The organism is Fibrobacter sp. UWR3 (assembly GCF_900143055.1).
Lineage (GTDB): Bacteria > Fibrobacterota > Fibrobacteria > Fibrobacterales > Fibrobacteraceae > Fibrobacter.
Map to the genome: position 1 here is coordinate 162,238 of NZ_FRCW01000005.1, position 12,776 is coordinate 175,013.

The 12,776-nt window shown below is 56.7% G+C and carries 12 protein-coding genes and 1 tRNA gene; 9 read left to right on the forward strand and 4 right to left on the reverse strand.

Annotated features, from left to right (window positions below; translation table 11 throughout):
* The first annotated feature begins 33 nt into the window (after positions 1 to 33).
* From BUA44_RS08290 to BUA44_RS08300, 3 genes are all read left to right on the forward strand, one after another.
* A complete protein-coding gene (locus tag BUA44_RS08290) occupies positions 34 to 1,728 on the forward strand; it encodes a proline--tRNA ligase (protein WP_072810724.1) in 1,695 nt (564 codons plus the stop codon).
* 67 nt (positions 1,729 to 1,795) lie between these two features.
* A complete protein-coding gene (locus tag BUA44_RS08295) occupies positions 1,796 to 2,662 on the forward strand; it encodes a carbon-nitrogen hydrolase (RefSeq protein WP_072810727.1) in 867 nt (288 codons plus the stop codon).
* Positions 2,663 to 2,674: 12 nt separating this feature from the next.
* Positions 2,675 to 3,697 (forward strand): agmatine deiminase family protein, encoded by a 1,023-nt coding sequence (locus BUA44_RS08300; RefSeq protein WP_072810729.1) that lies wholly within the window; start codon positions 2,675 to 2,677, stop codon positions 3,695 to 3,697.
* A 70-nt stretch (positions 3,698 to 3,767) separates the two neighbouring features.
* Here the strand turns inward: BUA44_RS08300 and BUA44_RS08305 are convergent.
* Positions 3,768 to 3,840, reverse strand: a tRNA-Lys gene (locus BUA44_RS08305).
* Between the two features lie 80 nt (positions 3,841 to 3,920).
* Here BUA44_RS08305 and BUA44_RS08310 point away from each other — a divergent pair.
* Positions 3,921 to 4,934, forward strand: a complete 1,014-nt coding sequence (locus tag BUA44_RS08310) for a PorV/PorQ family protein (RefSeq protein WP_072810731.1) — start codon at positions 3,921 to 3,923, stop codon at positions 4,932 to 4,934.
* Entirely contained in the window at positions 4,934 to 5,656 is a 723-nt protein-coding gene (locus BUA44_RS08315) for a hypothetical protein (RefSeq protein WP_072810733.1), read from the forward strand. Before BUA44_RS08310 ends, BUA44_RS08315 begins: the two co-directional genes overlap by 1 nt.
* 22 nt (positions 5,657 to 5,678) lie before the next feature.
* Here the strand turns inward: BUA44_RS08315 and BUA44_RS08320 are convergent, their stop codons facing one another.
* Complete coding sequence (locus BUA44_RS08320) at positions 5,679 to 6,839, reverse strand: glycosyltransferase (RefSeq protein ID WP_072810735.1); 1,161 nt, start codon at positions 6,837 to 6,839, stop codon at positions 5,679 to 5,681.
* Positions 6,840 to 6,929: 90 nt separating this feature from the next.
* Between BUA44_RS08320 and BUA44_RS08325 the strand changes: the two genes are divergently transcribed.
* Genes BUA44_RS08325 through BUA44_RS08340 form a run of 4 tightly spaced genes read left to right on the forward strand, consistent with a single transcriptional unit; the run spans position 6,930 to position 11,299 of the window.
* On the forward strand, positions 6,930 to 7,880 hold the full coding sequence (locus BUA44_RS08325) for a glycosyltransferase (RefSeq protein ID WP_072810738.1): 951 nt from the start codon (positions 6,930 to 6,932) through the stop codon (positions 7,878 to 7,880).
* Entirely contained in the window at positions 7,877 to 8,974 is a 1,098-nt protein-coding gene (locus tag BUA44_RS08330) for a glycosyltransferase WbsX family protein (protein WP_072810741.1), read from the forward strand. The genes BUA44_RS08325 and BUA44_RS08330 overlap by 4 nt, the downstream gene beginning before the upstream one ends.
* Positions 8,971 to 9,876 (forward strand): glycosyltransferase family 2 protein, encoded by a 906-nt coding sequence (locus tag BUA44_RS08335; protein ID WP_072810743.1) that lies wholly within the window; start codon positions 8,971 to 8,973, stop codon positions 9,874 to 9,876. Before BUA44_RS08330 ends, BUA44_RS08335 begins: the two co-directional genes overlap by 4 nt.
* Positions 9,869 to 11,299 (forward strand): hypothetical protein, encoded by a 1,431-nt coding sequence (locus BUA44_RS08340; RefSeq protein ID WP_072810746.1) that lies wholly within the window; start codon positions 9,869 to 9,871, stop codon positions 11,297 to 11,299. Before BUA44_RS08335 ends, BUA44_RS08340 begins: the two co-directional genes overlap by 8 nt.
* A gap of 16 nt (positions 11,300 to 11,315) precedes the next feature.
* On the opposite strand, the gene BUA44_RS08345 is transcribed toward BUA44_RS08340, so the two are convergent.
* The gene (locus tag BUA44_RS08345; RefSeq protein WP_072810749.1) at positions 11,316 to 11,735 is read right to left on the reverse strand and encodes a PTS sugar transporter subunit IIA; all 420 of its coding nucleotides are present in this window, start codon (positions 11,733 to 11,735) and stop codon (positions 11,316 to 11,318) included.
* The gene (locus BUA44_RS08350) at positions 11,736 to 12,758 is read right to left on the reverse strand and encodes an aminoglycoside phosphotransferase family protein (protein WP_072810752.1); all 1,023 of its coding nucleotides are present in this window, start codon (positions 12,756 to 12,758) and stop codon (positions 11,736 to 11,738) included.
* Positions 12,759 to 12,776: the final 18 nt, after the last annotated feature.

Genomic DNA, 12,776 nt, shown 5'->3' on the forward strand with positions numbered 1-12,776 from the left:
ATACGGCGGCAGGCCCGCCAAAAAGGACTAAAAATGAAACTCTCGAAGTACTTCTATGTGACGCTCCGCGAAACGCCGAGCGACGCCACCATGCCCTCCCACATCTTCTTGATGCGCGGCGGCTACATCAAGCCCGTTTCTACCGGTATCTATTCCATGATGCCGATGGGCTTCCGCGTGATCCAGAAGATCGTGAACATCATCCGCGAAGAAATGAACAAGATTGGCGGTATCGAAGTGGACCTGCCGGTGGTGCAGACCGCTGAACTCTGGAGCGAATCGGGCCGTTACCAGGCCATCGGCGAAGAACTCCTGCGCTTCAAGGACCGCAACAACCACAACATGGTGCTCGCCATGACCCACGAAGAAGCCATGACCGACCTCGTGCGCTACGTGCTCAACAGCTACAAGCAGCTCCCGGTGATGCTCTACCAGTTCAAGACCAAGTACCGTGACGAAGCCCGTGCCCGCGGCGGCCTTATCCGCGTCCGCGAATTCCTGATGAAGGATGCCTACAGCTTCCATACCAGCCAGGAAGACCTCGACCGTCACTACCAGGAAGAATACGACGCCTACCTGCGCATCTACCGTCGCGTGGGCATTGAACCGGTGGTGGTGCAGAGCGATACGGGCATTATGGGCGGTAAGGTCGCTCATGAATTCATGCTCGATACTCCGAACGGCGAAGACTACTTGATTCTTTGTAAGAAGTGCGGCTACCAGGCAAACCGCGAAATCGCGAAGTTCCAGCGCGTGCCGTTCAAGGGCGATGAAAACGCAACGCTTGAAAAGGTCGCCACGCCGAACAGCGAAAGCATCGAAGAAATCACCAAGTTCCTGAACGTGCCTGCCGAATCTACCGCCAAGTGCGTGTTCTTCGACTTCGAAGGCAAGCTCATCACGGTGGTTGTTCCGGGCAACCTCGACGTTTCCGAAATCAAGCTTCACAACTTGCTGAAGGCCAAAGAACTTTACCCTGCCGAAGACAGCCTCATCAAAGCCTGCGGCATGGTTCCGGGCTTTGCATCCCCGATTAATTCTCACGACACTCGCATCATTGTCGATGAAGCGATTGCCGATTCCTTCGACCTCGTGACGGGTGCCAACGAAGAAGGCTTCCACTTCAAGCATTGCAACCCGAAGCGCGACTTCCCGAAGTTCGAAGTGGCGGACATTGCCGAAGCTTCCGAAGTCTGCAAGTGCCCCTGCTGCGGCGAACTCCTCACCGAGACCCGCGGTATCGAAATGGGCAACATCTTCAAGCTCGGCACCAAGTTCTCCGAATCCATGGGCGCGAAGTTCCTCACCGCCGAAAAGACCACCGCTCCCGCCATCATGGGCTGCTACGGTATCGGCGTAGGCCGCCTGATGGCATCCGTCGTGGAAAACAGCCACGATGACTTCGGACCGATTTGGCCCAAGTCCATCGCCCCGTTCCAGGTGGAAATCGTCCCCATCGGCAAGGAAGCTGAACTCTTGGAACTCGCTGAAAAGTTCGAAAAGGAACTCGAAGCCGCCGGCATCGACGTGCTCGTGGACGACCGCGACGAACGCCCGGGCGTCAAATTCAAGGACGCCGACTTGTGGGGTTCTCCGGTGCGCATCGCCATCGGCAAGAAGGGCCTCGCCAACGGCGAAGTCGAATGGAAGTTCCGCAACGAGAAGGAATTCTCCATGGTCAAGGTGGAAGACGTTGTCGCCAAGGCGAAGGAGTATTTCGAAAAGTAAGTAGATCCTCGCCTGCGCGAGGATGACAAAAACGCGGGGATGACAACAAGAATCGCGAGGATGACTTATGAGCAAGATTAAGGTCGCAACTTTGCAAGGCAAGTGGACAGGCGATTTCGACAGCAACAACGCCTGGTATGTGGAACAGGCCCGCGCCCTCAAGGGCAAGGGCTACGACCTGGTGGTTCTGCCGGAACTCTTCCACACGCCCTACTTCCCCTTCGAGGAAAACGCGGACTTCTTTGACCTCGCTATCGAAAAGGACCACCCGATTGTGGGCCAATGGCAGTCCATCGCCAAAGAACTGAACGCCGTGGTGGTGTTCCCGTTCTTCGAAAAGCGCGCCCGCGGCATCTACCACAATTCCGCCTTCGTGTTCGAACGCGACGGCAGCATCGCCGGCCTCTACCGCAAGAGCCACATTCCCGACGATCCCGCCTTCTACGAGAAATACTACTTCATCCCGGGTGATACGGGTTTCGAGCCCATCAAGACATCTGCAGGTACGCTCGGCGTGCTCATCTGCTGGGACCAGTGGTTCCCGGAAGCCGCCCGCATCATGAGCCTCAAGGGCGCAGACGTACTCATCTACCCCACGGCCATTGGCTGGATGGATAGCGAGCCCGAGGAAATCTACCCGCGCCAGCAGGACAGCTGGACAACCGTCATGCGCGGGCACGCGATTGCCAACCGCACGTTCGTGGTGGCGGCTAACCGCATCGGCACCGAAGGACACCTCACGTTCTGGGGCACAAGCTTCGTTGCCGCTCCCGATGGATACTTCATCGAGAAATGCTCGCCCGATTTTCTCGGAGTCTCTACCGTAGAAATCGACCTCGCCGAAACCGAGGAAAACCGCCGCTGGTGGCCGCACTTCCGCGACCGCCGCATCGACCTCTATGGCGACATTCTCAAGATCTGGTGCGAAAAATAGAAGAATAAAACTATGACAAAAGCAGTCCGATATCCCGCCGAATGGGAAGACCAGAAGGCCACATGGCTCGCCTTCCCGCACAACGAGCAGAACTGGTACGGTGAACGCGGTGTAAAAATCCGCAAGTTCTACATCGACCTCATCCGCACCATCAGCGACTTCCAGCCGGTGAACCTTCTCGTGCCAAGCAAGAAATTCCTTACCGACGCAGAAATGGAAATGCTCCAGAGCCCGGGTTTCCCCGTCACGCTTTTGAACATCAAGACCGACGACATCTGGATTCGCGACTACGGGCCGTTCTTCGTGAAGCAGGGCAAGAGAACAATCGTTTCCGAGACGCAGTTCAACGCCTGGGGCGCAAAGTTCCCGCCGTGGAAAAACGACAACCAGATTCCGGCAAGAATCATGAAGGCCACCGGCTACGGCAAAGGTGCAAGCGTCCCGTTTATTTTTGAAGGCGGCGCAATCGAGGTGAACGGAGACGGGCTCGGCATCACGACACTAGACTGCCTCGTGGGCAAAAACCGCAACAAGCCCGAGGACATGTCGAAAATCATCAAGGCGATATGCGAGATGCTTGGCCTCAAGAGCCTGCTGATTCTCCCCCACGGCCTCAACGGCGACCACACCGACGGCCACATCGACAACGTGGCCCGATTCATCGCTAAGGACAAGGTCGTCATCGCCTGGGACAAGGGCATGAAATCGAAGAACGCGCAGGTACTTTCCGAGGCAAAATACCTCATCGAAACCTGGCTCAAGGCCTTCTACGCCAAGAACGCCGTCGTTGAGACTCTCCCGCTCCCACCGCAGCGCAAGCTCAGCGACGGGCAGATTCTCCCGGCAAGCTACATGAACTTCATTTTCGTGAACGGCGGGTTAATTTACCCGAAATACAAGTGCAAGAACGATGCTGTCGCGCAGAAGTTCTTCGAGAAGGCTTTCCCCGACCGAATCGTGATAGGAATCGACAGCCGTACCGTAATCGAGGAAGGCGGCAGCCTGCACTGCATGAGCAAGCACGAGAGCCGCTAAGAACTCCGCGCACGATACCATGAATCAAAAAGAAAAATCCGATCCCGAGAATTCGGAACCGGATTTTCACTGAGCTATGAAGGGCTCGAACCTTCGACCCACGCCTTAAAAGGGCGTTGCTCTACCAACTGAGCTAATAGCCCGAGCAAGCCAAATATACGAAAAAATCGCATTTTTGTAAAGGTTACAGGTCTCATTTTTGTTTTTTTTGTAAATTTAGCGCATGGATTTAAAGAGAAAAGTTGCACTGCTCGCCTTCTGGAGCCTACTACTCCCGACGGGCGCGAACGCATACTTTTCGCAGAATGACCAGGGCGAAGAAGTGTTCTCGTTCCTGAGCACCTTCGACAGTCCGCGTAACGCCGCCCTCGAAAAAGCGGCATCGGCACTCCCCTCGACAGACCCGACCATCGTGCAGCTGAACCCGGCCGCACTGCGACTACCGGAAGGGACAAAGCGCATCGCCGAAATTCACTGGCAAACGGGCGACATGGCCGAAAACCAGGGTTCCATATCGTACACGTCGAGTTACAAGTGGTTCCTTTACCAGATTTCGTACAACTGGCTCGACTACGGCTCGCTCACGGGCTATGACGAATACGGCAACGAAACAGGCAAGGACTACAACCCCCTAAGCCAGATGGCAACGGCAACCGTTTCGTTCCCGATGAAGCATATCCATGTGGGTGTAACGGCTAAATTCGCAAGCGAGCACCTCGCCGACGATGCAACCGACCGCACTGCATGGGGTGCAGCCTTCGACTGGGGCATTTCGTGGCAGTCATCCAGCAAGATATTCGGACTCGCCGTCATTGCGCGCGACTTCGGATGCCTGCTACGCGACTACGTCGACGACGGAGAAGAGGCGTTCTACCCGATGTCGCAAACCTTCGGCATCGCGGGCTACTACAGACCGGTTATCGCCCCGAGACTCACGCTCATGGCCGAAAGCGACTTTCCGCGCTACGCAGAGCCAAAACTGAACCTGGCCGGCGAATACGCCCTCGGGCAGAGTTTCTATATCCGCGCAGGCTTCACGCGTGCATGGCTCGACCTCACCCGCGACATGAAGCAGCTCATTTCTGCCGATAGCCGCCCTGACGAAGCACAAACTGCGCGCATGCTGAGCGCAGGCCTCGGTTACAACAGCAAGCTGTTCTCGCTAGACTACGCATTCTCGTACCTCGCACAGGGGCTCGGGTTTGAACACCGCATCGGGCTCCGCGTAGGTCTTTAATGCGCCAATTCGACGTTCTCGTATGGGGTGGAAATGATTCCGCAAATAGTCCGGAACCATTCACGCCGCCTTTCACCGACAAGGCGCTCGGCTGGTTCTACGGCAACGACCTGAACTCGAATGTCGAAAATAGCGAGGCGGAATGGCTCGTTTTCGTGCACAGGTCCATCGCGATTGACAGGCAGTTCCTGAACGACCTCGCCGAATGCATCGCGGGTTACCCGATGGTCGACGCGTTCGCCCCGCGCATCCATGACGTGCAATCGGGCAAGTTCCTTTCGGGCTACGCGCTCGACAAGAAGGCAGGGCTCTCCATGCTTGACGAGAACGCCAAAATGCGATTTGTCGCAGCCCCGCACCCGTATATTGCCGCATTCTCGCGCCGGATAGTGCAACGCACCGGCAGGCTCGACGACGCGCTAGCCCCGAGCGTCCAGCTGGCGGACTATGCGTTCCGCATGCTCCATGCCGGCGGGAAGATGTTCTCCGTGCCGTACCTGGTTGCAAACACGCAGGAACCGGCGGATGTCGCCTGGCATGCGAACGACCTCGCCTACGCGCTCGTAAAATCATTCGGGATTCCGCAGAACATCCGCTTCCTTGCAAGGAACCCGAAGGCGATTTACTTTATATGGAAAAAACGCAAGGAACTTTTCGAGAAGCGCGACAAGGCGACGCTTTTAAGCAAGTTCAATAAGCAAGATATCGCGGAGCTGTACTAGGCGCGATTTGAAATGCGCCTTATCAACCCGGAGTTTCCAGGAACTCGAGCACGCGCTCCGCAAAGCCCTTCATGGAGCAGTAATCCAGAAGCTTGCGGGCGGCATCTGCATTAACGACGTTCTCGCCCGCAAGTACGCGGTCCAGCACGCGGGCATAGGCTTCCGCATCGTCGGCGGGCGCTATCAGCGGACACACTCCGTCCAGGTTTTCAGCGACCGCCGACGCCCTTGCGCACACCGCCGGTGTGCCGCAAGCTATCGCCTCGATAGGCGGAAGCCCGAAGCCTTCCAGAAAGCTCGGGTAAACCATCAGGTCGGCGTGGCGGTAGAATTCCCGCAATTCCTGCGCGCTGAATTCATTGAAGTGGAACACGTTACAGAGTTTCTTCTCGTTCACTATCGCGCGCAAGCGCTCCGAGAACTTGCCCACGCGCACAAATGCTACATCGGGCCGCAGACGCGCCATCTCGAAATACGTATCGATATTCTTGCGCGGCTCGTCCAGGCTCACATTCAGGCACATGCCCTGAAAATTACGCATACCGTGCTTCCTGCGGAACGCGGCACGTTCCTCCTGTGTCACGGGAGTTTCCGGGGCCTTGAACAACGCTGAATCAATCGGGCAGCCAATCACCTTCCCCGGCGCATCGGCCATCTTCTTGCCAAAATACTTGGCCGCCTCGCCCCGCGTCCAATTCGAATTGTAAACGTAGCCGTCCGCACAGAGCGTCCCGCGTACAAAGAACATGTTCAAAAGCTTGAACTTTATGCTGTGCGGGTAGAGCGTCTCGGCGAACGTATCGTGCACGAACATTACCTCGCGGGCCGAAGGGCATGCGGACTTAGCGACCGGCACAAGGAACCCGAGCTCGGGGCGAATAAAGAACACGATATCCGGAGCAATCTCTCGCAATGCCTTTTTCAATGGCGCCCGGAAGGCGAAAAATCCCGTATAGAGCGACTTCGCCCAAATTTCGTGCGCCGTGAAGCCACGGGCATCCGCGACCGGCTCCGAGGCAGACATCCTTGCCGCCTCGCCTGCGAAAAACTTCGGAGTCTTAAGCCAGAGAACATGCGTTTCGAACGAATCGTGCACGGCGTCAAGCAAGTTCATGGTCAAACGGCCAAAACTCGTGCGTTCGTTCTTGTCACAAACAAAAAGTATTTTGCGCTTCTGCGCCATATTCCCGAAAAATAGATTTTTTTTGTCATTGCCTGCAAAGCAAAACAACCGCCAGTATGTTTTCGCGCCTCATATTGCTATATTCTCGATATGGCAAGAATCGCAATCGTCCTCGCGACATACAACGGCGCACGGTATCTCCCACAGATGCTCGATTCCCTCGTCTCGCAAGAGCGCAGGGCCGACATCGTCTTTGCCATCGACGACGGTTCAAGCGATTCCACTCCCGAAATATTGCGCAATTACGCCTCCAAACTGCCCATCTGCCTGGAAGCGCTACCCCATAATACGGGCCACCGGGCAGCATTCTCCGCGGCACTCGAAATTGCACGGAAGGAACTTTCCCCCGATGACCTTATCGCGCTTGCCGACCAGGACGACATTTGGCTTCCGCAGAAATTACGCCTGCTCGAAAACGCCATCGAGAACAGCCCGAACAAGCCATCGCTCATCCTGGGCGATGCCGAAGTAATCGACGGCGAAGGCAAGCTGATTTACCCCTCCTGGCGGAAAGTGGCCCACATCGCGACAAGCGAGCCGTTCAAGACGCGCATCGCGGGCACGAACAACGTGACAGGGTGCCTATCCCTTTTCCGCGCATCGCTTCTCGATAAGATTCTGCCCATTCCAGAGGCCGTGGGCGTTCATGACGCCTGGATAGGGCTACTTGCGGCAAAGAACGGGGGCATCGCCTGCATCGATACGCCTGTCATACAATACAGGCTTCACAACTCCAACGCCGTCGGGCTAGGCAACCGCTACACTTTCGACGAGACCTGCAAAAAGCAAATCGCGTGGAGCGCCCTCATTTGCGAGAAGTCCGATTCGCTCGGCCTCACGCCCGACGAAAAGCGCTTCGCCCGCGCACTACACCTCTACTGGAAAAAACGTGCAAAATACCCCTTCCTCCCCTGCTCACTAGCGTTTCTTGCCCGCAACAGAGAGTTTCTGTTCCCGCAAAAAGACGGAAGGCTCAAAAAGGTTCTATTTTCAATGCTGGGCGCACCCGCAGTCCACCTGCTATTCGGAAAAGACAAATGAAGACTATCGCTTTCTACCTGCCGCAATTCCACCCGATACCGGAGAACAACCTCTGGTGGGGTGCAGGCTTTACCGAATGGCACAACGTGAGCGCCGCAAGGCCGATGTTCCGCGGGCACAGGCAACCGCAAGTTCCGGGAGCGCTCGGGTACTACGACCTGCGCTGCGACGAAACCCGCCATGAACAGGCCGAACTTGCAAAAAGTTCCGGCATCGACGCGTTCTGCTATTACCACTACTGGTTCGGCGGCAAACAACTGCTAGAGACCCCGCTAAACAAGATGCTCGACGACAAGGGCTGCGACATGCCGTTCTGCCTCTGCTGGGCAAATGAAACCTGGTCCCGCGCCTGGGACGGCAAGGAGAGCGAAGTCCTTATCCAGCAGGCCTACAGCGAAGAGGACGACCGCAAACACGCAGAATACCTCGTGCAGATTTTCAAGGATAGCCGCTACCTGAAATCGGAAGGCAAGCCGGTATTCATCATCTACCGCGTGGGCAAGATGGACGACCCCGCAAGATTCGTGCAAATATTAGACGAGGCGGCCCGCTCCGAAGGTTTTCCTGGAGTGCGCGTTTTCGCCGTCAGGAACTTCGCCTGCGACGTCGACGACAACACGCTGCATTCTTACGGCATCGAAGACATCGTGGATTTCCAGCCCAACAACACGGAATACCCGCGCCGTTCCCTGTTCGGGAAGGGGGTACGTTTCCTGCAGCGCTGCTGGAACTCTCTTGCCAGGAAGGCGGGGCTCCCGCAGGTCAATTCCGTACTGCGCCTCAAGTACAACGATGTCGCCCGCAATGCGCTCGCCCTTTACGGCACGCTGGGGCAGAACCACTACCCGACGGTTTTCCCGAACTGGGACAACTCCCCGAGGCGCAAGGCCGCAACCGTCATCCAGAACGACAACCCGGAAGATTTCGCCCGCTGGGTAAGCGAAGCCGCAAGTATCGTGCGCAAACGCCCCGAACGCAACCAGTTCCTGTTCGTGAACGCCTGGAACGAGTGGGCAGAAAGCGCGCATCTTGAACCGGAGCGCAAGTACGGCGACGCATTCCTGAAAGCCTTCAAGGAAGGTATAAGCAAATGAGCCTTCCGGTACGGACAGTCCTCGTAAACTACAGGAACATGGAAAAGACCATCGCCTGTATACGCGCGCTCGCACGCATGAGCGTAAAGCCCGAACGCGTGTACCTTGTCGACAACGCTTCGACCGAGGAATCGCGCAGCACCTTCAAGAAGGCCTTCCCGCAAGGTCGCTCGGAATCATTCGAAATCGAATGTTTCTGGAACGAGAACAATATCGGGTTCGCCGCCGCCTGCAACCAGGGCATCCGCGCCGCAAAACAGAGCGGGTTCGAAGGGTTCCTCTGGCTATTGAACAACGACACGCTTCCCGAACCGGACGCCCTCAAGGAACTTCTCAATGTCGCCGTAAACACGCACGCGGGCATAACCGGCTCGCAGATCGTAGACATGCAGGGGAATTTCGCAGGCGGAGTCGGGTTCGTCAACTCGAACTACGCGACGGTACGCCGGGCCGCATCGCCCGAAGAACGCGGGTTCCACTACGTCGAAGGCTCATCGTTCCTGATATCGCCCGACTGCCTGCAGAAGGCAGGAGAACTTCCCGAAGAATACTTCCTGTATTTCGAAGAGAGCGACTACTGCTACAGAGCGCGCCTCGCTGGGTTCGACATCGCATGGGCAACCCGGAGCATCGTACGGCACGATATCGGGAGTTCTACCGGCAGCGAAGAAGGCAAGGGCAAGGTCCCCTTCTTCATCGACTGCCTCATGATAAGGAACCGCATCCTCTTTGCCCGCAAATACATGTTCCCCGAATTCCAGGTCAAGGTCGGGCTATTCCTCTCGCTCGCTATTCGCGTTTTCAGGTTACAGCCGCTTCGTGCCATAAAGATTCTGCAAATTCTCGCATCCGAAGAAAGTTTCCGCAAGTTCATACAGAAGAACGGAGGATTTTATGCGTAAGTACAAAACCCTTCTCGGCATATTGCTTTTCACGGTCGCATCCATCGCAAGTGCGGCAAATCCGGGCGACCCCAAGGTAACGCACATAGCCTTCCAGGACTCGGCACGCGATTTCCTCGTGAACATTCGCGGGCAGCTCGTCGATTCCGCAGTCATCACGAACCTCGACAACGCCCCCACGCACTACGACAACTCCATGTCGGTGCGGCTGTTCCTCGACGGGCACTTTACCCCGGCGCTCAACTTCCGCGCGAGGGCAAGGATATTCACCGACTACACGAACAGGGAAATCGCCGACCATTTCTACAACCCGAGCGAAGGTTACCCCTACAACAAGCAAAGCGAAAACAAGCGCACCTGGGACCAGTTCGCGGCAAGCATTGACTACAGGCTCAAGCCGCTCACGCTACTCGCCGGTTTTGACTTCATCGAATACGGGCCGGCACGCTACAACCACGTGATTCTCCGCGGCGAGAAAAACAACTACCGTCCGTGGCAAGATTCCTCGGCCCGCATAAGCGAGCCCGCCCCGTTCCCCTACTTCGGTTACCGCTTCGAAATCGGGCCGGTCACGTACACGCAATACGCCGCAAAGCTTTTCGAAAAAAAGAACGCGGGCAAGTACTTCCATTTCCACAACCTCGACATCAGGCTACCGGCGCGCATTACCCTCGGGCTATCCGAGACATCGCTGTACGGGACGACAACCGAACCCGCGGGCACGAACCCGAACCACGACGCCGATAGCACGGGGCGCGAATTCGAGTGGGCGTACGTGCTCCCGTTCATCCTCTACAATTTCCAGGAACACATCCAGGGCGACCAGGACAACATCTCGCTCGCGTTCAACCTGAGCGTAAAGACGATAAGGCACTGGGAATTCTACGGCGAACTCCTGTGGGACGACATGAAGACGCCCACGAGCATGTTCGACGACAGCTGGTGGGGCAACAAGTGGGCAACAACCGTAGGCATCGCCCGCGACAGCATCTACGCGGGTCCCGTCCAGCTGGATTTCTTCACGGAATACACGCGCATCGAGCCGTGGGTGTACACGCACCACAAGGGCGGCGGCTACACGTATGCAAACTACGCGCAGAGTCTCGGGAGTGAACTTGGCCCCAACAGCCAGGAACTGCACACCGAACTCTCCGCTACATACAAGTTCATCAGGGCGACGTTCCTTGCGGGCATGGTCGCGAAGGATACCGCTTTCGGCGGGAACCTAACCGACATCCACGGCCCCGAAGACGCAACGGACAAGAAATTCCTCGCGGACGCCTCTACCCTGCGTTATCAAGAATTCGGCGCACGTCTAAGCGTCTCTCCCTGGGACTGGATGGATTTCCGCGCCGGCTACACGCGCTTCTTCGGGGACTACGAAGGTTTCCGCGCCTACGCTACCGGCACGTTGCAGTGGTAACCCCGCGACAAACAAACTAAAAAAGAGCCTTGACGCCCGCATCGTCGGGGGCGGCAAGCGCACGAGCCTTCCATTCCGGGTCCAGAATGAGCTTCGCGACACCCGCAATCGCCTGGGTATGCGCCATCGCCGATTCCGCAGGCGAAAGCAACACGCACATGAACTGCGCCTTCTCTCCACCGCGGATTTCTATCCCGGTAAAGCCCGCGGGGCACACGCAGAACGCCATCAGCGGGCGCTCTAGCCCCGCAATGCGCGTGTGCGGCAACAGCAGGCCATCGCCCATATAGATACCCTGCTTCACGCGCTCCGAAAGGCTGTTCCACGCCGACATCGCATCGAAACGCGCCGAATGCACGAGTGCATCATAGGCAAGCCCGAGCACGCCCGCAAACGTAGCCGGTCCGTTATAGAATTTCGTGTAGTCAGGTATCATCTACACCAAGGTCTTCTTGATGAACTCAATCGCATCGGGCTCGGTCGCCTTCGCGATAAGCTTGAATTCCTCGAAGAGGGCAAGCAACTGCTTCTTGCCCGGTTCAATATACTGTTCGAACTTCTTGATTCCTTTCACCTTGCTCAGGAAGCAGTAGGCGCCCAGAGCCTGCATCACGCGCTGGAGGCTCGCATGGATAAAGCTTTCCCAGGCATCGTCCTTCGTGTAGGCCTGCACGCGCTTGTTCTGCATGCGCCAGTACTCGAAGAAATCCTTCACCATCGGCACCGGCAGGCACACGTACGGGTCCCATAGGAGGCTCGCGATATCGTAGAATGCCGACCCGCGACGTGCCCCCTGGAAGTCCACGAAGGCAATCTCGGAATTCGGGCGCACCATGATGTTCTGGCTCTGGAAGTCGCGGTGCATCAGCACCTTGGGCTGCGCATCCACAGAAACCGCCAACAGCGAGTAGAAGTTCATCACGCTCTGCGGGATTTCCTTGATACCGCAATGGGCCTTCAGGTAGTTCTCGGTAAAGTAGTCCGTTTCCCACTTGAGCGCGGCAAAGTCAAACCGGCGAATCCAGAGTTCGGTATGGCTGCTGAAAATCGGCTGGCTCGCCTCCTGCCACTTCACGAGGGCATCGATGACCGTCGGGTAGATAATGCGCTCGTTGCCCGAACGCACACCCGGGCTCACCGGAGAAACCTCGTCCAGCAGGTTGCGCTTGCCCAAGTCCTCCTGCAGCACCTGGCACGAGCTTTCATCCACGCAATAGATGCGCGTAACCGGCAGGCCAAAATCGCGGAAGGTCTTGGAATAATCCACAAAATGCCTAAAGTCATCGTTCACTTCGGCACAGACCTGCAAAACGCACGACTTGGAACCTTCAGAAATGCGGAAATACTGGCGGCCCGAACCCGCACCCGCAATCGAGGAAACGGTAAAATTCTCGGAATAGCCGCGAGAAAGCAGATAGTCTTTGATAACAGGAGAAATTTGCAAGGATTCGTTACTCATATTCTGTAATATAGTTAA